Here is a 22,859-nt window from a genome sequence, read left to right on the forward strand (position 1 = left end):
CCAAAGTAATCAACCAGAATTTTTTATCTTCTCATAGTTCCACTGCTTCTAGTCTGACGTTTCTAGGTTCACTGCCAATTAAATATTGAATTGATTGGAAATAATACCATTTACAAAAATTTAGGCAACAATAAGTATTTATATTGTAGGGTGGGCAAAAATCCACACACATCGGAGGATGCATAGGATAGAGGATAGAGGAAATAGGATAGAGGATGCTGATCAAATAGGAAAAAGTCCTCTCCCCTCTCTTTTCTCCCCTCTCTTTTCTCTCCTCTCTTTCCTCTCTTCATAGTAGCCCACCCTACGAATGTTAGGGGCTGTTGGATGAATTTTTGAAATTGGTATAAATATGCTAAAATAAAAATCAGCCACTTTTCTGAGTCTCTTGACTCCCCTCTCCCGAATTGGGAGATGGAACCGCGATCTTGAGGGATTTTGTCTCAGTCTAAAAAAAGGAAATTTAGCTATGTTTGGAATTGACGATGTTATTAATGCCATCCTAGCTGGGTCTAAGGGTGCCATACCTTTGGCGGTAAAGCAAGCTCAACGTCAAGAGTTATTTATTACAATACTAAAAAAATTTAATCTCGATCCAGAGCATCCCCCAGCCGACTTTACTGGGGTTTATCAATATGCTTTGGTCGAGTATGGGGCGAATCAATTAGGAATATTGAATCAGGAAGATTTGCGGTTGATTCTGGAACTATTTCGCCAAAAAGAAATAAAAGAAGCATTTCACCAGGCGTTCAATGGAGACAATCCAAGATTTTTTTTAAATCAAGTAGAAAAATATATTGAAGAATATGCCCTCGGAGATGAAATCCGCGATCGCCGCATAAATATTTTGCCCGAATTGGCTAAATTTAGCGATATTTTTATTGAGATAGTTAAACGCACTCGCAACCCCGCAGAAGTGCGACGCGATCAGACAATCGATCGCTTATACGCAGAGTTCAAAAGCGCGATCGCTCAACTTAACCAACGATTCGAGAGTCTGCATAGTTTACCACCAGGCGATCGCCCCGCATTTTCTAATAGCAATTTTACCCAGCAATTACATAACTGGTTTGATGCTTTATATGATTTCGAGAGAGAAGATGTTTGGGAATCAGACTATTTTGAATGGATCATTCAAGTTCCCGCAAGGCGAAGATATGACCGAATTTTAGTGAGAGGCATTGAAGGGGAAGCAAATATTAATGATTTAAAAGCTTTAGAGGAATCCGTAGAAAAACATCAGACTGATGAAGGGTGGTTAGTGGCGCCGAGTCGGGTGAGTCAAGCGGTTAGAGATGCAGTAGAGGGCGATCGCCGTTTATTTTGCTATACCTTTGATGAATTGATTGATGAAGCCGTAAACTTTAGCGGTTATTTGAATTGGTTAGAAACTGAGGTTAAACGCCAAAAAATCGATACATTATATGTACCCCTTGCTTGTACTAAAGAAGAACTCGACCCAAAAACTCAGCAAAGTCTGGGAAAAAGTCGCTATGACCAACGCAATGGTTGGATAGATCGCTACATTAATACTTGGTTAAACGATTCTGCTAAAGAACATTTATCGATTTTAGGGGAATTTGGCACGGGCAAAACTTGGTTTGTTTTGCACTATGCGTGGCAAGCGGTGCAAAAATATCGGACAGCAAAAGCAGAAGGGAATAAACTGCCTCGTTTACCTTTGGTGATTCCTTTGCGAGACTATGCCAAAGCAGTATCAGTGGAATCGCTGTTTTCCGAATTTTTCTTTCGCCAACATGATGTAGGTTTGCCCAATTATAAAGCCTTTGAACAACTCAACCGTATGGGTAAATTGTTGTTAATTTTTGATGGCTTTGACGAAATGGCAGCCAAGGTCGATCGCCAGAAAATGATTAATAACTTTTGGGAATTGGCTAAAGTGGTGGTGCCCGGTTCCAAGGCTATTCTCACTTGTCGCACAGAGCATTTTCCCGAAGCCAAAGAAGGGCGGGATTTACTCAATGCGGAACTGCAAGCCTCAACATCCAAATTAATCAGACAACCCCCACACTTTGAAGTGTTGGAGTTAGAAAAACTGAATAATGAGCAAATTCGAGAAGTATTGTGCAAACGAGAAGCCAAGCCCGAAACTATCGCGAAAATTATGGCTAATCCTGAATTAGTGGACTTAGCCCGTCGTCCGGTAATGGTCAATTTAATTTTGGAAGCATTACCAGAGATTGAATCAGGAAAGCCCATCGATTTAGCCAGAATTTATCTCTATGCGGTGCGGCGCAAAATGGAACGGGATATTAAAACCGATCGCACCTTTACCTCAATGACGGATAAGCTTTATTTTCTTTGTGAGTTAGCTTGGGAAATGCTTTCTACTGACCAAATGAGCCTCAACTATCGCCTATTTCCCGACCGGATTCGCCGCTGTTTTGGTCCAGTGGTGCAGGAACAAAAAGATTTAGATCATTGGCATTATGACATGATGGGTCAAACCCTATTAATTCGCAATGCTGATGGTGACTATTCCCCAGCCCATCGTTCTTTATTAGAGTTTTTTGTTGCCTATAAATTCGCCGTGCAATTGGGGATATTAGCGCCGGACTTTGCGGAAATCGCTACTATTTCATTTGCGGATAACTTGCGCGAAACCTTTGGCCAAGCCCCTCTGACTAAAGCCTTGCTGGATTTATTGCTGCCCATGCTAAATCTGGAAATCGCTAAACAGCGATTACTTGATTTAATTGCTGCCACGAAAGGGAAAACTGAAGCGGAAGTGGGTTATCTGGGTGGCAATGCGGCAACGGTATTGTTAAAAGTTGATCCAACCAGTCTGCAAAATCGTGATTTCAGCAATACGGTAATTTTAGGCGCTGATTTTACTACAGCTAATTTACGCAATGTTAATTTTACCAATGCTAATCTGAACGAATCTTTATTTGCCAAGGCTTTTGATTTTGTTTTATCAGTCGCCTTCAGTCCCGATGGCAGATTCTTAGCCACGGGTCACGATAATGGAGAAGTTCGTCTTTGGGAAGTGGCGGACGGCGAGCAAATAGCCATCTATCGCGGGCATAGCAATTCCGTAAGGTCGGTGGCCATCAGTCCCGACGGCAATATTCTGGCCTCTGGCAGTGATGACCAGACCATAAAACTCTGGGATCTCCATAGCGGCGACTGCCTGCAAACCTTGCCGGGACATAGCAATCCGGTAAAGTCGGTGGCCATCAGTCCCGACGGCAAAATTTTGGCCTCTGGCAGTTATGACAATACGATCAAACTCTGGGATATCGAGAGTGGAGAATGTCTGAAAACTTTACAGGGGCATAGCAATTCGGTATTCTCGGTGGCAATCAGTCCCGACGGGAATATCCTGGCCTCTGGCAGTTATGACAATACGATCAAACTCTGGGATCTCCATAGCGGTGACTGTTTGCAAACTTTGCCAGGGCATAACAATTGGGTCAGGTCGGTGGCCATCAGTCCCGACGGGAAAACTCTAGCCTCTGGCAGTAATGACCATACGATCAAACTCTGGGATCTCCATAGCGGTCACTGCCTGCAAACTTTGCCGGGACATAGCGATTGGGTATGGTCGGTGGCCATCAGTCCCGACGGGAATATTTTGGCCTCTGGCAGTGTTGACAATACGATCAAACTCTGGAATCTCCATAGCGGCCAATGCCTGCAAACTTTGCAGGAGCATAGCAATTCAGTATGGTCGGTGGCAATCAGTCCCGACGGGAAAACTTTGGCCTCTGGCAGTGTTGACAATACGATCAAACTCTGGGATTTCCATAGCGGCGACTGCCTACAAACTTTGCAGGGGCATAGCAATTCGGTATTCTCGGTGGCCTACGCTCCCGACGGGAATATTCTGGCCTCCGGCGGTTCTGACAAAACGATACAACTCTGGGATCTCCATAGTGGCGACTGCCTGCAAACTTTACCGGGGCATAGCAGTTTGATATGGTCAGTGGCTTACGCTCCCGACGGGAAAACCCTGGCCTCTGGCAGTTATGACAATACGATCAAACTCTGGGATATTGATAGTGGCGACTGTCTTCAGACCTTTGAGGGGCATAGCAATTGGGTATTTTTGGTGGCCTACGCTCCCGACGGCAATATTCTGGCCTCTGGCAGTGATGACAATACGATCAAACTCTGGGATCTCCATAGCGGCCACTGCCTGCAAACCTTGCGGGGGCATAGCCATTCGTTATGGTCGGTGGCAATCAGTCCCGACGGCAATATTCTGGCTTCTGGCGGTTCTGACAATACGATCAAACTCTGGGATCTCCATAGCGGCGAATGCCTGCAAACTTTACCGGGGCATAGCAATTGGGTAAGATCGGTGGTATTCAGCCCGGACGGCAATATTCTGGCTTCTGGCAGTGATGACGAAACCATAAAACTCTGGGATCTCCATAGCGGCAAGTGTTTGCAAACCTTACGGGGGCATAGCAATTCGGTATGGTCGGTGGCAATCAGTCCTGACGGCAATATCCTGGCTTCTGGCAGTGATGACCAAACCATAAAACTCTGGGATATTCATAGCGGCGACTGTCTGCAAACCTTGCGGGGACATAGAAGCGTGGTATGGTCGGTGGCAATCAGTCCTGACGGCAAAACCTTGGCCTCTGGTAGTTCTGACGGAACGATTAAGATTTGGGATTTGCAGTCCGGTGAATGTCTGAAAACCATTAGCAATAAACTCTATGCCGGGGCGAAGATTGCCGGAGTCACCGGGTTGACGGCAGCCGAGAAAGCCTCGTTGATTGCGTTGGGGGCGGTGGAGTTTTAGAAACCGGGTTTCTGCGACAATTTAGGCAAGCCCAAAATTAACTAAAGAAACCCGGTTTCTCGCACCCAAGCGACAATTTAGGCAAGCCCAAAATTAACTAAAGAAACCCGGGTTCTCGCAGGAAAGAAACCGGGTTTCTATGACAAGGTTGGTGCGGTGACAGAGATGCGATCGCTCGTACCCGGTTTCTGCCTAAAAATTGGTCAAAAGCAATAGTTAAATGGGGATATTTTATCGTCGCCCTTACTGCCCGGTTTGGCGATCGCGATCGGGGATATTTTCCAGTAATTTCAATATAGCAATTCTCATAGTTATGAAGTACAAAAAAACCTGTCATTCCCGCGCAGGCGGGAATCCAGAAAAGCTCTGTACTTCCGAAGGGACAATAACCGCTATAAATAGCCAATCGGTGTAAAGATAGGCGATCGGTCTGTTGGCGTTCTGCTTCAGTCGGTTGCTGACTGTTTTTTTCCGGTTATATGTAAGTAGGTGAACATAATTAATTGCACTTTTCGTTTCCCGCCGATAGACTGTGGATTCCCGCCTTCGCGGGAATGACAGTTTTTCTTCTGATATGGCCTGTGGTGTATTTATTTCTGCCCACCTACTTATAATCAATTTATCGCCAGTATAGAAAGCTTGTCAATGAAAGATAATCAGAGGTTAAATAATGCCAAAATCACGTCATATTTCTCTATCAAAAAAGGGAGAATATCAAGTTCTGGTCATTCCCCACGAATTTGCTTTATCGGGGACAGAGGTTTTGCTACGTCAAGAAGGCGATCGCTTAATTATTGAACCGATCGCTTCTACTTCTCTGCTTGATCTGCTGAATACATTGCCAGATATTGCCGATGAGTTTCCTGACATTGATGAAGCACTACTCTTGATGATATTAAATTTTAGTCCGAGCGAATGACCTATCAATATCTCCTCGATACCAATATTTTGTCAGACTTGGTTAAACGGCTCAGTGCGATTAAATTGAGAGATGCGATTTTCTTGGATTGCTGTAATTGTTCCGGCATGATTAATCCTCCTGTTTCATAGCATTCAGACTGGTTGGTAATTTTCGTGATTATCGATAATTTCGGATAAATCACTTAGTCTGGGTAAATCTTTTAGGGCGGATTTGAATGAATCACTTTCAGTCAAAATATCCTCAAGAGTTAAATAATGAACGATCGCCCGATTTATTTCAGGATATTGCGATCGCCGTGGGATAAAGGTTCTCTTATACCCAACTCCTGCCAAAATAATGCCAATATCAGCTTCGGTTTCTGTGATTTTTTGGTAGAATTCATCTGCATCACTTTGAGGTAATGGCTTGCCCCTTAACTTACATTGAAAATAAATTTTTTGCTGATTAGACCTCTTGCAAAATAAATATTTCGACCCCCCCAACCCCCCTTTTTAAGGGGGGCTTTTAGGAATTTTGCAAGAGGTCTATTTTCATTGTAGCCACTGCCATCAACCCCACCATCGGGTCCGAGAGACCCTGCTTCCAGTCCTAGTTCGACCGCAAAACAGCGACCCAGCCGCTGTTTTGCTTGATTATCTGAATTCAAATATCCAGCAATTAATGCCCTAATTTGAGTTGCATCCATTAGATAGATTAAGATTGTTAACTTTATGCTTCAGTTTTATATTTTTGAGGAATCAATTTTTCATACAATAGATTGATTCCAAGTATGGCACATTCATTTTCCTTTCCCTTCATATCATATTGTGCTATTTTTGCCAATGTCTTAGTATCAAGTTGAACCGTGACTTCTGACCTTTGTGATGTTTTTTGAGAATCTTGATTAGTTTGACTATTGTTTTTAATTTTATTCAGATAATCTTGCTCTTTTTCTCCATAGGCTAAAGCGTACTTAATTGCTTGAGGAATAATTTGTTTCATCGGCACTCCCAGCCAAATAGAACAAAGTTCATCAGCTTTTCTTTTTTCTTCAGTTTCAAAACAAAATCTAAATCGATCTTGTTCTAACATGGAATCGGATTTCTGTAACCCAATTGATAAGGCTCGTTCTTTGATTCCATCGGTTGTTTGATCCTGGCTGACTGTCATAGACACCTCCTAGATTATTAAACATTCATGGCAAAGATTATAAAAATATTCATAAGTAGATGCAAATCCTGGACAATCCCAAATATACTTATTTTGCTCTAGAGCACTATCTATTTCATCTTGAAAATTCTCCATTGCTGGGGCAACTTGACAATTTTTAGGTTTGGGATTTGCTGCCTCTAATTTAGAAATTACTCGATCTTGTTCAATGCCAAGAGGTACAACTAAAAATATCGGATAGTAATTAATTCCTGGTTCGCGGTTGGCTCTTATTTCTATATCCGCAGCCGTATCTAAGAAGCTGGGCAAGTCGTTGAGCGATCGCTTTTGCGATTTATTAATTGGAATCACAATGGTATCTGGATAGTTATTACTCATCATTGTCACCATATCTTCTGGGGGGCTATCAGTATCAATGACGATATAATCATAAGTCGCCAAATCTGCCTTCTTTATTTGCTTAAATTGACGGTTAAAATCGGGAGGATTCCAGAGGATATCTAACCAGCCATCGATTGAACTTAAAAATTCTTGATATTTTGGGCGTCTACCTTTGTAGAAACTCCAGGCATCAGGACGCGGATCGCAATCAACGAGAAGGATTTGCCCTAATTGTTCTTTTCTAAGAACCCCAGCGATATGCACCGCTAAGGTAGTCTTGCCTACTCCACCTTTGTCGTAATGACAAAGAATAATGTGAGCCCTTAGTTATCTCCATCACACTTGACATTTTCTATTATATAGCATTTTTTTATTTTCATGTGTGAAATGTTTGGGCTAGGCAGACAAATTAACCATGAGTTAATTATGAGAAAAAAACCAGGGTTTTTCCTCATCATTGAACTTCTTTTTGGTTTGGGAATGGCGCGATCGCATTCTCTGGCAGTTTCGACATATAAATTCAGCTAGAAACCCGGTTTCTTGAAGAAACCGGGTTTCTACGCCAAGAATTAAAGTTATCTGTTTTTTGCCAAAATATCTGCGTGCCTAACCCACCCTACCCCACTAGGTAAGATTTAAAGATTTAGAAATTTAGATATTTAGAGAATTCCTCAGTGCCTCTTGCACCAAAGTCAAAATATCCGTGGGCAAAATACCCAACTGCCTTTGAAATACGGACTCATCAACAGTGGCAATTTTATCAGCCCTAATTAAAGATGTCTTTTTTAGTCCAGTTTGGGCAAAATCAGGATAATTATCCTCTAGCAAAACCCAAGTATCTCGCAATTGCCCGGAGGGAATTTTGGAAAAAATGCCCAAAATAATTAGCTCTTGGCGATGACGGGCTATCACTAAAGCTGGTCGCAGCTTATTAGAGGCTAAATCGCTAAAAGGAAAGCGAACTAGCCAAGTTTCATAACAGTTAGGCTGGTTCGTCATTATATATATCTTCTTCTGGGTCGTTCCACTCTGAAAAACCTGTTTCTGCCAATTTCATCATCACTGTAGCTGCGATTTTTTCTGATATTTCTTCATCTAGGGCGATCAGTTCGTCCAAGGGCAAATTAAAAATGATTTGTTTGATTTCGGCTACTGTCATACTGTTTGTCCAATCAAGATTTGTATTCCTTCGTTAACCAATGGAGTTTGGTCAGTCCAGAAAATATAATTTTATTTGGGATATGACTTATTATAGCATCTTACTTTTGCATCGGCTTTTGCAGAAACCGGGTTTCTGCAAAAGCCTCCCTGTGGAGATGCCAAAATTATCGCAGAAACCCGGTTTTTTTCTTATCATTAAACGTCTTTTTGGTTCGGGGATGGGGCGATCGCATTCTTTGGCAGTTTCTATCCATTCCTGCATAATTACCTCTACATTTTGCACCGCTTCTTGATAGGTTTTTCCGTCAGCGGCACAACCCGGTAATTCTGGAACTTCAGCGATAAATGCTTGGTATTCTTGACTCCAATAGAGGATTATTTTATAATGAAGCATCATTTTCACCTCATACTTAGGTTCTTTCGGCATTAGGGAGAAAAATGTATTTGATACATAATTTCAGTCGGTGAGCTACGGCACGAATTAAAGTTATCTGTTTGTGGCCAAAATATCTGCGTGCCTAACCCACCCTACCCTTAATATGTCAGTCGGTGGGCTACGGCACGAATTAAAGTTATCTGTTTGTGGCCAAAATATCTGCGTGCCTAACCCACCCTACCCCTGATCTAAAGAAACCGGGTTTCTTCAAGAAACCCGGTTTCTGATTAATCAATTATTACAGTATCATTACAGTTTTGTGCCACATTCAGAACAGCATTTATGGCTGGAAGGATTAACCGTATGGCAACTGGGACATTCTAGGATACTGTTAGCCAGCACCTCGGTTGCCGTCTGGGGTAAACCCATCATTTCGGTGTTGCTCTTTCCGGGGGCAACCATTGGGTAACAGTTTTCTGCCCGCTTCACATGGACATCTAAAATTACCGGGCCATTATGAGCTAACATTTGCGCGATCGCCCCTGGCAATTCTTCGCGAGTATTCACGGTAATGCCTTTAATGCCGTAAACATTGGCTAACTTCACAAAATCCGGGGTGCCTTGTTCCAGGTCAGTGGCTTCATACCGTTCCCCATAAAAAGTTTCTTGCCATTGCCGCACCATGCCCAACCAACCATTATTCAGGATGACGATTTTTGCCCCCACTTTGTAATGGGAAATAGTGCCAAGTTCCTGCATATTCATTTGGAAACTGCCATCCCCAGAAATGCAGATGGTTTCCACCTCTGGCAGGGCTAATTTCACCCCCACCGCAGCGGGAACACCATAGCCCATTGTCCCCAAACCTCCACTTGTCACCCATTTGCGCGGGCCGGTTTTCAGGAATTGGGCTGCCCACATTTGGTGTTGACCCACGTCGGTGGTGTAGTACGCATGAGGGGCTTGGCGACACAACTCCACAATCGCTTCTTGGGGGGAAAGGGTTTCCGAAGGATGGGGCTCTTCCAGGGGATATTGTTTTTGCCATTGGGCAATGCGATCGCGCCATGCTTTCGTTTGTTCTGGGTTCAATCCATTGCCCATTTCGTGATTGCGCCGCAACAGGTCGATCAATACCTGACGCACATCCCCCACAATAGGCACATCGGGTTTACGATTTTTCCCCACTTCTGCCGGGTCAATATCAATGTGGATTACCTTAGCGTCCTTGGCAAATGTATCTAACTTGCCGGTTACACGGTCGTCAAACCGCGCCCCCACCGCAATCAACAAATCACAGTTACTCACTGCAAAGTTGGCATAAGCAGTTCCGTGCATCCCCAACATCCCCAGGGACAGAGGATGGTGCTCATCAAAAGCGCCTTTACCCATCAAGGTGGTGGTGACAGGAATTTTGAAATGTTCCGCCACTTCTTGAATTTCCGCATGGGCATTAGAGGCGATCGCGCCGCCCCCCACATACATCAACGGCTTACTGGATTCCCGAATCAATTGCAGGGCTTGATTAATTTGCCGGGGATTTCCTTTCACCGTCGGACGATATCCGGGCAAATGCACCGTCCCCGGATTAATCGGCTCATAATCACATTCCAAAATTCCCATATCCTTGGGGACATCAATCAACACCGGGCCTGGTCTGCCGGTACTTGCCAAGTGGAACGCTTCTGCCACCACGCGAGCAATATCATTAGGATTGCGAATCACATAAGAATGCTTCACCACCGGCAAAGTAATCCCAAAAATATCCACTTCCTGAAACGCATCACTGCCAATCAAACCACTGGGAACCTGTCCGGTAATCGCCACAATTGGCACGGAATCGAGATAAGCAGTCGCCAAACCTGTCACCAAGTTGGTTGCCCCCGGCCCAGAAGTGGCCATACAAACCCCCACTTTTCCCGTAGCCCGGGCGTAGCCATCGGCTGCATGGGCAGCCGCTTGTTCATGTCTAACCAGAATATGCTTCAGTTCCCCTGCGGCTTCAGCACGATAAAGTTCATCATAAATCGGCAGGTTTGCCCCACCGGGATAACCAAAAATATGCTGTACCCCGTGACGTTTCAAGCTATCAATCAAAGCAAAAGCGCCGCTCACTCTTTTAACTGTTACATTTTGCAGTTGCATAACTAATCCTCGTAATCTTCGCAAATGTTTTAGCTGTTGATGAATTCTGATGAATTCGGTTTAGGGATCAAAATTATCATGTCAAAATTTAGATAATTTTTATGTCCTTAATTTATATATAATTTTTCTCATACAGCGGGAATTATATAGCCCATATTTTTTATTTTGGTATTTTGACTTGATTGGGGATTTGATTGGGGATTTGATTGGGGATTTGATTGGGGATTTGATTGGGGATTTGATTGAGGATTTGATTGGGGAGAGTTTGTCAGACTTACTCGGTGCAAATTTCCTGGGTAAGTCTGAGATTAGTCAGGTTTTCAGGTTAGTTTGCTAATCGATTTCCTCTTCCTAGGAACTAATCTCTAATCCATATAAGGTAATGATCTCATGGTTCTTTGATTTGATTTATTAGTCACTCGTTTAAGGGATTCACTTATTAATCATGCCCTAAAATTTCGGGATTGGCAATTTTCTTGATATTTATTTAAGAATATTCATATTTAGATAAATTTGTGTCCCGCTATTTCCCTTCGTGTACCGTTATTTGCCGCATATTGTCAGAAGATTATCACAAAATTTGTCAAAAAAGCTTAAAAAAAAATTAAATTTGTCTCAAATCCTTTCCTTTAGAAACCAGGTTTCGTAGAAGTTACCCGGTTTCTTTGATCGAGGGACTTTTCTACCTCCTCTCCTCCCTTGGTCGATCGCAGGTGGATCGCTGGTTGGTAAATAGACCCTAGTCTATCAAAAACCCCCCAAGCATCCGTTTCTCCTGTGGGAAACGAGAAATTGGGGAGTTTTTATAGTGAAAAATTCACTCTAAATGAATATTATTTCACTGTTATTTCACCTGGAACTGAGTGCCACGATAACATCCTTGAAAAGAGGTTAACTGACTGCCGGTTAGCTGCTCCAGTTTAGTGACTAACGAACTTGGAGATTGGGATTCCGAGGCATTCCATTCATACATGAAATTACCTAAAGATTGCCCGGTTTCTTCATAGCTATATTCTTGGACTAAGATATTTTCAACTCCAAGTACCTGTTGATCGTGGTAGCCATTAACGATAATTTTGGAAATCACTGCACCGGGTTCTGCTTTAATTTTCCACTGTACAGGTTCATAGGCAGAAAGTGCTAGAACGATCGGTTGTTTTTGTTTGGCAATTTGCACCGTAACTTCCCCGGTTGGGCGGTAGTCAATGCGATGATCTCCACGGGCTTCATAGATGCCAATTAGATGCAGGGCAGATTGATTTTTGTTTTGGTTTTTGTAGGCAGAAAAATCTTGACTTCCCCCAGAACCACAAGGACTTTCTGAATTGACTGAAATTACAGGATTTGTTGTGATATTGGTTCGGGTTTGGAACTTTTGGCAAGGAATTAATCCAGCCACTATTCCTACAGAGGCGATCGCGCCAATTGCTCCACCAATGGGTAGCAGTTTTTTTAAGGATCCGAGTAAATTAACCTGAGTAATTTTCTCTACGGTTTCTTGCACTGCTGCTTTCGTATCTCCCAGGACATCTCCCAGAAAATTGCTGTTGCCATCAAGTCCTGCTAACATGAGCAAACTTTCCGGGTTTTCCAGCAAGTTTTGGATGACTTTGGCTTCGCCGATATAGAGATTTCTGCTTTCTCGGTCGAGGAGTAACCAATATTGGTCCGTTTGATTTAGACCATAATCTTGAATTTGGGGTGCAATTTGAGGATGTTGCAGGAAAACTTGCCAAGCTAAAGCCGAACCAGTCCCGACATTTTTCCCATCGCTATACATTAATTGGTTAATGTCCGGTTCCCAGTGCCACGCCACCCAACGGCGTGGGTATTCATAGCCGAGGGATTTTTCCAACCGCGCATGGGCAGTCAGGTTTAAAGGTTGAACTAATGGATTAGACATCGATATTTCTCGCTGGTTTAAATAAAAAAAATTAGACCAAAGTTAGACCAAAGCTGGACAAAACCTAGGCCAAAACTAGATCGCACCCGGAACCGATATAGGCGATCGCCCAACAGAAAAGTTACAATTCAAAGAATTAACCACAGCCCGAATCGTTATCGGGATGTGTAGGGGCGATCGCCTAAAAATCTGGATTTCAGTAGAAGCCGTGATTTTTGCTAAAAATCTGCGGATCGGCAAATCAGGCAACACCAATCACTGGCCATAGGAAAAAAACCATGTTTACTCATTTTTTTATTAGGCGACCAGTCTTTGCCTCTGTCTGTTCCCTAATCATTATTCTGATTGGGATGGTGGGATATACTCGTTTGCCCTTGCAAGAATATCCTAGCATCGACCCCCCAGCAGTCAATGTGTCCACCACCTATCCTGGTGCCAACCCCAGGGTGGTGGAAACGGAAATCACTGATGTGCTAGAAGATGCCATTAACGGCATTGAAGGGGTGAAAACGATGCGATCGGAAAGTCGCGAGTCCGTTAGTTCAATTACTGTGGAGTTTGAACTCAGCCGGAACATCGAAGAAGCCGCCCAAGACGTGCGAAGTCGGGTTGACCGTGCGATCGGCAACCTGCCGGAAGACGCAGAAACCCCCGTTGTCAGCAAACGAGACGGAGACTCATCGCCAATTCTCTGGTTTGCTGTCTACAGCGATAAGTTCAGCACCTTAGAATTAAGCGACTACGTTGATCGCTATGTGACTGATATCCTGGAAACCGTTCCCGGAGTCAGCAACATCATCATCAGAGGCGAACGGCGTTATGCCATGCGCGTCTGGCTCGATCCGGCAAAACTGGCCGCCCGCAACCTCACAGTCCTCGACGTAGAACAAACCCTCAGAGAACAAAACATCGAAATTCCCAGCGGCAGAATTGAGGGAAATACTTTAGAATATTCCGTCCGTACCCTCGGTAGACTGCAAACCCCGGAAGAGTATCAACAGTTAGTCATCAGAAAAAATCCTGATGGTTCCCAAGTTTACTTGCGCGACCTAGGAATAGTGGAAATTGGCGCCGAAGACGATCGCTCATTCGTCAGATTTAACGGCATAAATGCCGTAGGTTTAGGGATTGTCAAAATCTCTAAATCCAACACCCTGGATGTAGCCAACGGGGTGAAAGCGAAAATGGCTGAACTCGCCCAAAATTTTCCCGAAGGACTGAATTACCAGTTATCTTTTGATACCTCGAAATTTATTAGTTTAGCCATCACAGAAGTGTGGCATTCTCTTTATCTTTCAATTTTCCTGGTAATTTTAGTCATCTTCTTTTTCCTGCGGGACTGGCGAGCCACCTTAGTTCCATCGGTGACAATTCCTGTCTCCTTAGTTGGGGCATTTGGCATCATGTTCGCCCTGGGCTATTCCATTAATACCCTCACCTTATTTTCTCTTACCTTAGCCACTGGCTTAGTGGTGGATGACACCATTGTGGTGCTAGAAAATATTGTCCGTTATATCGAAGAAAAAAAGATGTCCCCCTATCAAGCGGCAATGGCTGGAGTGGGTGAAGTCGTCTTTGCGGTCATTGCCACTACTGTGGTGTTAGTTGCGGTATTTGTTCCCATTGGATTTTCCAGCGGCACCATCGGGCGATTACTCACGGAATTTTCCATCACCCTGGCAGGTTCGGTGGTGATTTCTACCATTGTGGCCTTAACTTTAGCCCCGCCATTATCCGCGAGAATCTTAAAAAATCCATCGTCTATAACCCGTTCGCCAAGGAAAAGTTTACTCAACATTTTCTTTGGCTATATTGAAGTATTCTTACGCAAAGTCGAAAGAAGCTATCGCTGGTCACTGATCAAAATCATGCCATTAAAATTTGTCATGGTTGGGGGATTTTTTCTCTCTTTAGTATTGACTTTGATTTTATTTCAACAAATTCCTCAAGGCTTTTTACCTACGGAAGATAGAGGATCAATCTTTACCATCGTCAGAGCACCCCAAGGGGTTTCTCTCAGCTATACCGATAACCTAATTCGTCAAGTCGAAGAAGTGTATAGCCAAGTACCAGAAGTGGAAACTTATTTTACTGTAGGGGCTTTCGGTCGAGGTACAGCAGGAGAAGTGAATCAAGGAATCGCATTTGTTAGACTCAAAGATTGGAGTCAGCGCAAAAATCCCGACCAATCCCAACAAGAAATCATTAATCGATTGCGGCCAAAATTTGGCGCAATTCCTGATGGAATTGTCTTGGCAACTAATCCCTCTTCTTTACCAGGGGCAGGATTTGGTCAAGCGGTAGAATTTGTCCTCCAAGGCCCGGATTTTGACGAATTAGCCCAAGTTTCTGAGGAGTTTACTCGGCGAGCCCAAGAATTACCGCAACTGGTGAATGTTGATACAGATTTAACTATCAATAAGCCGGAATTAACTATTTCCATTGATAGAAATCAAGCGGCTAACTTAGGAATTTCCGTGCGGGATATTGCGCGAACTATGCAAATTCTTTTAGGCGGGCAAAAAATCACCAGTTTTAATCAAGGAAACCGCCGCTATGAAGTCGTGGTTCAAGCGGAAAAAGAATTTCGTTCGACTCCCGAAGATATTCGTCAATTATATGTCCGCAATCGGGAAGGTCAGTTAGTTCCTTTGAGTAATTTAGTCACCATTACCCCCGACACAACGCCGCCCCAAATTAACCACTTTAATCGGTTTCGGGCTGCCCGAATTTCCGGAAGTGTAGCCCCCGGATTCAGTTTAGGAGAAGCCTTAGACGCTTTGGACAATTTAGCTAAAGAGGTACTTCCTGCGGATATGCGTACTGCTTTATCCGGTCAGTCTTTGGAGTTTAAAGAAGCGGGACAATCCACAATCTTTACTTTTGCCTTATCTTTGGCTTTTATCTTTTTAGTGTTAGCGGCTCAGTTTGAAAGCTATATTGATCCGATCATTATTTTGCTGGCGGTGCCGTTATCATTATTAGGTGCATTTGTGGCATTAATATGGGCAGGTTTGGAACTCGATATTTTTAGTCAGATTGGCTTAATTATGTTAATTGGTTTGGCAACGAAAAACTCGATTTTAATTGTGGAGTTTGCCAACCAGTTACGAGAACAAGGAATGTCAATTACTAAGGCAGCAATTAATGCGGCAGAACTCCGCTTTCGACCGATTTTAATGACCGCTTTTTCTACCATTTTTGGCATTTTGCCCTTGGCATTTGCTACCGGGGCTGGGGCTGCTTCTCGCGTGTCTTTGGGCATGACTGTGGTGGGGGGAATGTTTGTCTCTACCCTGTTAAGTTTGTATGTGATTCCCGTGTTTTATGCGATCGCGATGCAAGCCCAATATCGCTTAATGCATCATGGTCATAAGGAGAAAGAAGTGTGATCATAAAGAAACCGGGTTTCGCCGAAGTTACCCGGTTTTTAAACTGTTGATGGTTGATGGTTCATTAAATATGATAAAATGTTAGGGTGGGTAATTTTTGCCCGCCCTAACATTTTTTTGACTTTATAAATTATGTCATCATTCGCGATCGCACTGAAAATCCTTCGTAGGGTGGGACGAGACGCGGCAGTGATTTTGGGATAAAAGCGATCGCCTTTATTCCGCGTCGTAGCCCACCAAAACCAGCCTTCGTAGCTTGTAGGGTGGGCAATTCATAAATTAAATTCAAGCATGGGTTAATTTTATTGGTTAATTTTCAATTGCCCACCAGTTCTAGTGCGAATGCTTATGATTGAGTGTCTAACTCAAGCTGCTTAACCACTTCTTTTTGTTTCTCTGCACTTTTCACCACTTCATAGCTTAAACGCATATTTAATCTGGCTTGATTTTCAATAATATCTTTAACCGTGACAATCTGAATCTTATCATAACTCTGAGTCATGTATTTACTCCGATAAAATTCAGCATATTTTGCCGTTTTTAGCATATCTTTGGTGGGATTATCTAAGGTGATATGGCAATACTAGCATTTTCTAGGGTCATGGTTCCGATTAAGTGTCGGATATTTCCGGATTTGACTTTCCCAGATTTCACTTGGAAAATTATTTTTTCTGGTTCGTTTTTATCCCCTTGAAAATAGACAACGCCATCAACTCCTTGATCTGACTCCTTTTTGGTGTTAATGACTGCTCGGTTATTGGTGTAAGTTAAAATTGCCCATTTTTCAAATTATTTTCGAGTGGGATCGTCCGCTTTATTGGCTAAGGCTATGGCATTTTCTATATCTTTGGGAATCCCATTGAGTTTAATTTGTTCTAATACTCCCTTACCAAAGTATTAGTCTAATCTTTTTAATATTAAACTAATACTTTGGTAGGTAATATCAATGCCGATCCATTGTCGATTTAATCTTTGCGAAACCGCAACTGTTGTCCCACAGCCACAGTAAGCATCTAATACCATATCATTTTCATTAGAACTGGCTTGAATGATTCTTTCTAATAATGCTTCTGGTTTTTGGGTTGGATAACCTAACCGTTCTTTAGCTGATGGTGCAATAATTGGAATTTTCCAAACATCAGACATTTTCACTCCTTTAGCATCTTCATCTGTTGTTTGTGAAGGTACTCTTTTTCCGCTTTTGTCATGTCGAGAAACAATCTTTTTACTTCCAAACCGTTTTAAATTTGATGCAGCACGTTACTCTAAAAGTACGTTAAATAAGGATTTTTTATCATTTTTGGTGTAAAATAAAATTATGTCGTGATTTATAGAAAAACTTTTTTCTGCAACTGCCCATTTTTTATAACTCCAGATTATTTCATTTTGAAAATTGCCCATATGAACGCAAAAAACAGCATCTAATACTAATTTTAAATAGTGACTAGCTGTTGGATCGCAATGTAAGTAAAAACTGCCGGTAGGTTTTAAAACCCGATGAATTTCGGTGATTCTTAAAGTCATGCTGACCAAATAAGCCAGCAAACTGCCCTCTCTTAAAACATTCCTTAAGCCTGTAATTAAATCAATGCATTGCTGAGTGAATAAGCCATGATAGTTATCAAAAATTTCATGGATTCCTTGAATAGCGCGATCGTCCCATTCCCAAGTATCAATAAATGCTTGGGCTTGTGCTTTGTCCTCTGAACCAATATTATTGTAGATTTGATTATAATTACCTTTAGAGTTAAAAGGCGGATCGATATAACATAAGTCAACGGACTCATTTTTGATGTAGCGTCTTAAAACTTCTAAGTTGTCCCCGTAATAAAGCTGATTAACCATATTTTTTAGCCTACTTGCTTTTGTTGAGATTTCTTAATCTCCACTTTGCTCAATTACCACAATGCCATAAGCATCAGGGATTTAAATAAGCTTAAAAATCAGATTATGACGGATGTTTTGTGAATAAATATTAACTAAATGTCAGATTATCACGGAAAATGACGGGCATCAACTAAGCTATAATGGTTAAATCGATTCGCCTGTCTAAGTTAAATGAATGTAACAGGAGCTTTACAATTTGCCGATCGCTTAGTGTTTCAGCAAACAGAAAAGCACTTAGATGACTCTCAGAAAATAGCTGTAGCTACAATAAATCGGTCGGCTGGGTCTTGATGGGGTAGGGAAATCTGGCGACTTAAAATAGCAATGGCATAATTCATCTCTGCTTCACGAGTTTTCAGTCTTTTCAAAGCTAAGTTAACCCATGTAATCGGGTCAGGATGTAAAGATATCCGGCCTTTTTCTGCTAAAATCAATGTTTCCCAAATGCTAATTGGACTCAGCCAAAGTTCAGTATTAGGATCGGCAATTGCAGTTTGAAGTTGGCTTGATAAGCGTTGGTCTCCCAGTAAATACCACAGCCAAATGTGGGTATATCTAGCAGCAGTTTCATTCTAACACCTTCCAGGGCTGAGGCTCTGGAGTAATTATATCTCCTAAAATTTCACCGCTTCCCTTCATTGCCCCAAAAGCGGGGCGGGGATCTGGGGTAGTAGCGGGATAGATAATCACTAAGGGTTTGCCTTCATGGATGACCGTAATCGGGGTTTTAGTCCGTTCGACTTCTATAAATAGATTCTGGAGAATTTGGGGCAGTTCATGGGTGGTAATTTCTGTCATTTGTCACCTCCTAAACCGTGAAATAAACCGTGAAAAATCATGTAAATGCCGCATCGCTTACAGCGGTTTTCTATTAAGTAGGTGGGCAGAAATAAATGCACTACAAACCATATCAGAAGAAAAACTGTCATTCCCGCGAAGGCGGGAATCCAATGATTTACGGTAGGGAACGAAAAGTGCAATTAATTATGTTCACCTACTTAAATCTACAATACCGATCGCAGCGATCGCTAATCTGGCCAATTCTCCTTCTCTTAACACCGTTGCGGACTTATACAGATCCTCGTGAGGGGGGCTCCTCTCTAGGGCGCGATCGCCTCAAACTCAACCAACAGGGCCGCCTGTTCTAAAACTAATTCAACGGCCAGCGCCTGCATATCTGGGGGATAACCATACTCTCGCAAAAGACGTTTAACCATAACTTTCATTCTCGCCTGCACACTGCTTTTGAGGTTCCAGTCAATACTGGCATTTTGGCGAATTCTCTGCACTAAAACAATCGCCAGTTCTCGGAGTTTATCTTTTCCCATCACTTCCCTGGCGCTGTTATTTTGGGCTAAAGCCTCATAAAAGGCGAGTTCGTAGGGTTCCAGTCCCAATTCTTCCCCCCGTTGTTGGGCGGTCTGGGTTTCTTTGGCGATCGCCAGTAACTCCTCAAGTACCTCTGCAACGCCGATCGCTTGGTTCTGATAGCGGCGTAGGGCTTCCTCCAGCATGGCCCAGAGGTGACGACTCTGGACTAATTGGGTGCGACTTTTTGCCCGGATCTCGTCCTTTAATAACCGCGTCAAGATTTCTACCGCTAGGTTCTGATGTTCCATCCCCCGCACTTCGGCCATGAATTCATCGGAGGTAATCGAAACATGGGAGTTTTTGATGCCTGCTTCGTCTAGGATGTTCACCACCGCATCGGACACTAACGCCTGATCCACTACCTGACGAATAGCCATCTCGATCTCCCCATTGCTCAATCCGCCGTTGCGAGATTCCAGTTTTTTCAGACTCCCTTGGATAGCTTGGAAAAAGGACACCGCCTCAGCCCGACTCAAGGCTTCAGGATGGGGAACCGCGAGAGAATAGGCTTTAGAGAGGGCGAGGACTGCATCTTGAAAGCGGCTTTTTCGGCTAGGGTGGGCGATGTAGTTGGTGGCGGTTTTGAGCAGGTTTAGTTTTGCTCTCGTGTCGGCGGTGTAATAACTTTGGTAGTCACAATCTGCCATAATCTGCTCGACCACCTCCAGTTTAGCCAGAAACACCGCTAAGGCTTGGTCTTGGTCGAGGGTGAGGCTACCTTTGCCGCCACTTTGGGAGTAAAAGGCCAGGGCTTCTTTCAAATAGGCGGCTAAACCCAGGTAGTCTACAATCAAGCCCCCGGTTTTCTCAAAGTAGACTCGGTTAATCCGTGCGATCGCCTGCATGAGATTATGACCTTTGAGGGGTTTGTCAATATATAGGGTATGGAGGCAGGGCACATCAAACCCCGTTAGCCACATATCGCAGACGATCGCCAACTCTAGGCAGTCGTCCGGGTCTTTCAGCCGTTGAGCCAGAATTTGCCGTTGGGTTTTGGTGGTATGGTGGCGGACGAGGGAGGCTTCATCGGCAGCAGAAGCGGTCATCACGACCTTAATTTTTCCCCCTTTGAGCGCGTCATCATGCCACTGGGGACGGAGTTTGACGATCTGTTCATAGAGATTAGCTGCGATCGCGCGACTCATCGTAACAATCATCCCTTTTCCTCGGTTGGCGGTTTGCCGTTGCTCAAAGTGGGTGACAATATCTTGGGCAATGATGGCGAGGCGTTGGGTAGAACCTACAATGGCATCCAGTTGAGTCTGTTTCGCCTTGGCTTTTTGGGTCTGGTCTAGGTCTTCAAAGGCTAAGTCTTCCTCCAGTTCATCGAGGAGTTGGCGGCCCGTTTCGTCTAAATCTACTTTCACGAGGCGGCTTTCATAGTAAATGGGAACCGTGGCCCCATCTTTCACCGCACGGGCGATATCGTAGATGTCGATATAGTCGCCGAAGATAGCCGGAGTGTTTTTATCCCCTTGTTCAATGGGAGTTCCCGTAAAGCCCACAAAAGTAGCATTAGGCAGGGCATCGCGGATATATTTAGCAAAGCCGTATTTAGTCTGTTTGCCGATTTCGTTTCCTGCTGCATCTTTGAGAGTGACTTGTCGGGCTTTAAAACCGTATTGGCTGCGGTGGGCTTCATCGGCAAGGACGACAATATTGGAACGGTTGCTAATTTGAGGATAGAGGGTTTCGTTGTCTTCCGGGGCGAATTTCTGAACCGTGGTAAAGACAATCCCCCCCGACCCCACATTCAGGAGTTCTCGCACTTGGGCGCGGTTGTTGGCCTGTTGGGGGTCTTGGCGCAGGAGTTGGCGGCATCCGGCGAAGGTATCAAACAGTTGGTCGTCTAGGTCGTTGCGATCGGTGAGAATAACCAGGGTGGGGTTATCGAGACTCAGGACTAATTTTCCCGCTAAAAAGACCATCGACAGGGATTTTCCGCTTCCTTGGGTATGCCAGAGAACGCCGCCTTTGCGATTTTTGGGGTCAGAGGCGGCCCGGTGGACGGAATCCAGGGCTTTATTGACGGCTTCATACTGGTGATAGGCGGCAATTTTTTTTATAGTTTGCACCCTGACAATTTCGGTTTCTGGGTTGATGGTTTTGGTTTGTTCAAAAACCGTAAAGTGGCGGATCAGGTCTAAGAGGGTGGCGGGGTTGAGAACTCGTTTAATCAGGGTTTCCAGTTCGTTTTCTGGGGAGTTGGGGTGGTCGGGGTCTTTCCAAGGGAGAAAGCGGTTATAGTCGGCGGAGAGGGACCCCAGGCGGGCGGTGAGGCCGTCGGAGACGATCAGCAGGGCGTTATAGGTGAAGAGGTTGGGGATTTCTTGTTTATAGGTTTGCAGTTGGTTAAAGGCACTTTTAACGGTAGCTTGGGGGTCGGCGGCGTTTTTGAGTTCAATCACTACTAGGGGCAGGCCGTTAATAAATAGGACGATATCCGGGCGGCGTGTGTGGTTGTTTTCGCTGACGGTGAATTGGTTAACGGCGAGAAATTCGTTATTTTCTGGGTGTTTCCAGTCGATGAGTTGCAGGGGTTCGCCTCTGGTTTCTCCCTCCCGTTGGTATTCTACGGTGATGCCTTCGGTGAGGTATTGGTGGCAGGTTTGGTTATTGTTGAGGAGGTCGGGGGTAGCGATGTTGAGGAGTTGTGTTAGGGCTTGTTGTTGGCTATCGGCGGGGATGTGGGGGTTTAAACTGTGGATGGCGTTTTTGAGTCGGTCTATCAGGACAACTTGATTAAAATTTTCCCGTTCTGAGTGGGGGCCGTTGGGTTGGATATCGTAGCCGTTGCGGTAGTCGTAACCCAAGGTGGTCAGGTGTTCGAGGGCATTTTGTTCTATAGAGTCTTCGCTAAGGTATGACATCGCTTTGGAAAAACTAGGTTTGTTGTTGCGCTTGAGTGCATTGGGTGTAAAACCCCAACTTCACTATAAACGAGATGAAAATGTTTGTCGGGTCAGCATTGGGATTCATGCCATAAACCCCAAAATTGTAGGGGCGTATTGCATACGCCCAAAAGGTTTGTCCGGTAGATTGGGGGTTAAATTAACTCCGAAAAACCCTAACTTATTTTCTCTGATGCACTCTAATTAGGTGGCCAGAAATAAATGCACCACAGACCCCATTAGAGGAGCAGAGGAGCAGAGGCGCAGAGGAGCAGAGGAGAGAGTGAATAGTGAATAGTGAATAGTGATATTTTTTCAACTTGTAGGGGCGAATGGCCATTCGCCCCTACGACTTTTGTACGGGCGAATGGCCATTCGCCCCTACGACTTCTCCCCTGCACCCCTGCACCCCTGCACCCCTGCACCTCTGCTCCTTCCTACACGCGGGAATCCAAGGATTTATGGTGGGGAACGAAAAGTGCAATTAATTATGTTCACCTACTT

Annotated in this window: 19 protein-coding genes and 1 pseudogene; 4 read left to right on the top strand and 16 right to left on the bottom strand. The window is 44.0% G+C overall.

The genetic code is table 11. From position 1 onward, the window contains the following. The first annotated feature begins 469 nt into the window (after window positions 1-469). Window positions 470-4,777 (top strand): NACHT domain-containing protein, encoded by a 4,308-nt coding sequence (locus tag ABWT76_RS26735; RefSeq protein WP_354635227.1) that lies wholly within the window; start codon window positions 470-472, stop codon window positions 4,775-4,777. Between the two features lie 97 nt (window positions 4,778-4,874). Here ABWT76_RS26735 and ABWT76_RS26740 read toward each other — a convergent pair whose 3' ends face one another. Further along, window positions 4,875-5,114 (bottom strand): hypothetical protein, encoded by a 240-nt coding sequence (locus ABWT76_RS26740; protein ID WP_156331954.1) that lies wholly within the window; start codon window positions 5,112-5,114, stop codon window positions 4,875-4,877. Between the two features lie 333 nt (window positions 5,115-5,447). On the opposite strand from ABWT76_RS26740, the gene ABWT76_RS26745 reads away from it, so the two are divergent. Next, the gene (locus tag ABWT76_RS26745) at window positions 5,448-5,696 is read left to right on the top strand and encodes an antitoxin (protein ID WP_190878725.1); all 249 of its coding nucleotides are present in this window, start codon (window positions 5,448-5,450) and stop codon (window positions 5,694-5,696) included. 415 nt (window positions 5,697-6,111) lie between these two features. Here ABWT76_RS26745 and ABWT76_RS26750 read toward each other — a convergent pair whose 3' ends face one another. From ABWT76_RS26750 to ABWT76_RS26785, 8 genes are all read right to left on the bottom strand, one after another. Then, window positions 6,112-6,384 (bottom strand): hypothetical protein, encoded by a 273-nt coding sequence (locus ABWT76_RS26750; RefSeq protein ID WP_190878723.1) that lies wholly within the window; start codon window positions 6,382-6,384, stop codon window positions 6,112-6,114. 23 nt (window positions 6,385-6,407) lie between these two features. Beyond that, a complete protein-coding gene (locus ABWT76_RS26755) occupies window positions 6,408-6,848 on the bottom strand; it encodes a hypothetical protein (protein WP_354635228.1) in 441 nt (146 codons plus the stop codon). A gap of 9 nt (window positions 6,849-6,857) precedes the next feature. Beyond that, on the bottom strand, window positions 6,858-7,544 hold the full coding sequence (locus tag ABWT76_RS26760; RefSeq protein WP_354636443.1) for a ParA family protein: 687 nt from the start codon (window positions 7,542-7,544) through the stop codon (window positions 6,858-6,860). A gap of 336 nt (window positions 7,545-7,880) precedes the next feature. After that, window positions 7,881-8,228 carry a type II toxin-antitoxin system PemK/MazF family toxin gene (locus ABWT76_RS26765; RefSeq protein WP_054468990.1) on the bottom strand — a complete coding sequence of 116 codons (348 nt, stop codon included), beginning with the start codon at window positions 8,226-8,228 and terminating at the stop codon, window positions 7,881-7,883. Next, a complete protein-coding gene (locus ABWT76_RS26770) occupies window positions 8,212-8,388 on the bottom strand; it encodes a hypothetical protein (RefSeq protein ID WP_190878719.1) in 177 nt (58 codons plus the stop codon). Before ABWT76_RS26770 ends, ABWT76_RS26765 begins: the two co-directional genes overlap by 17 nt. Before the next feature lie 90 nt (window positions 8,389-8,478). Then, a complete protein-coding gene (locus ABWT76_RS26775) occupies window positions 8,479-8,817 on the bottom strand; it encodes a type II toxin-antitoxin system HicB family antitoxin (RefSeq protein ID WP_242049918.1) in 339 nt (112 codons plus the stop codon). A 258-nt stretch (window positions 8,818-9,075) separates the two neighbouring features. After that, window positions 9,076-10,911 (bottom strand): biosynthetic-type acetolactate synthase large subunit, encoded by a 1,836-nt coding sequence (gene ilvB / locus ABWT76_RS26780; protein ID WP_054468991.1) that lies wholly within the window; start codon window positions 10,909-10,911, stop codon window positions 9,076-9,078. Between the two features lie 844 nt (window positions 10,912-11,755). Further along, window positions 11,756-12,814 (bottom strand): hypothetical protein, encoded by a 1,059-nt coding sequence (locus tag ABWT76_RS26785; protein WP_354635229.1) that lies wholly within the window; start codon window positions 12,812-12,814, stop codon window positions 11,756-11,758. Between the two features lie 278 nt (window positions 12,815-13,092). Between ABWT76_RS26785 and ABWT76_RS26790 the strand changes: the two genes are divergently transcribed. Continuing rightward, window positions 13,093-16,206, top strand: a complete 3,114-nt coding sequence (locus ABWT76_RS26790; protein ID WP_190878713.1) for an efflux RND transporter permease subunit — start codon at window positions 13,093-13,095, stop codon at window positions 16,204-16,206. Window positions 16,207-16,336: 130 nt separating this feature from the next. On the opposite strand, the gene ABWT76_RS26795 is transcribed toward ABWT76_RS26790, so the two are convergent. From ABWT76_RS26795 to ABWT76_RS26825, 7 genes and pseudogenes are all read right to left on the bottom strand, one after another. Next, the gene (locus ABWT76_RS26795) at window positions 16,337-16,495 is read right to left on the bottom strand and encodes a hypothetical protein (RefSeq protein WP_354635230.1); all 159 of its coding nucleotides are present in this window, start codon (window positions 16,493-16,495) and stop codon (window positions 16,337-16,339) included. A 57-nt stretch (window positions 16,496-16,552) separates the two neighbouring features. Further along, window positions 16,553-16,753, bottom strand: coding sequence for a hypothetical protein (locus ABWT76_RS26800; RefSeq protein ID WP_231636894.1), 201 nt, complete (start codon window positions 16,751-16,753; stop codon window positions 16,553-16,555). A 17-nt stretch (window positions 16,754-16,770) separates the two neighbouring features. After that, a complete protein-coding gene (locus ABWT76_RS26805) occupies window positions 16,771-16,980 on the bottom strand; it encodes a restriction endonuclease (RefSeq protein ID WP_313890625.1) in 210 nt (69 codons plus the stop codon). A 123-nt stretch (window positions 16,981-17,103) separates the two neighbouring features. Beyond that, window positions 17,104-18,051: pseudogene (locus ABWT76_RS26810) on the bottom strand (DNA-methyltransferase). A gap of 287 nt (window positions 18,052-18,338) precedes the next feature. Then, on the bottom strand, window positions 18,339-18,638 hold the full coding sequence (locus ABWT76_RS26815) for a PIN domain-containing protein (protein ID WP_313890626.1): 300 nt from the start codon (window positions 18,636-18,638) through the stop codon (window positions 18,339-18,341). A gap of 22 nt (window positions 18,639-18,660) precedes the next feature. Then, entirely contained in the window at window positions 18,661-18,891 is a 231-nt protein-coding gene (locus tag ABWT76_RS26820) for a type II toxin-antitoxin system Phd/YefM family antitoxin (protein WP_054468994.1), read from the bottom strand. A gap of 302 nt (window positions 18,892-19,193) precedes the next feature. Further along, window positions 19,194-22,334: a type I restriction endonuclease subunit R gene (locus tag ABWT76_RS26825; protein ID WP_354635231.1), complete on the bottom strand. Its 3,141-nt coding sequence runs from the start codon at window positions 22,332-22,334 to the stop codon at window positions 19,194-19,196. Between the two features lie 353 nt (window positions 22,335-22,687). Between ABWT76_RS26825 and ABWT76_RS26830 the strand changes: the two genes are divergently transcribed. After that, window positions 22,688-22,843, top strand: coding sequence for a hypothetical protein (locus ABWT76_RS26830; RefSeq protein ID WP_156331957.1), 156 nt, complete (start codon window positions 22,688-22,690; stop codon window positions 22,841-22,843). The last annotated feature ends 16 nt before the right edge of the window (window positions 22,844-22,859 follow it).

Origin of the sequence: Planktothricoides raciborskii GIHE-MW2 (assembly GCF_040564635.1) — a bacterium.
Classification (GTDB): domain Bacteria; phylum Cyanobacteriota; class Cyanobacteriia; order Cyanobacteriales; family Laspinemataceae; genus Planktothricoides; species Planktothricoides raciborskii.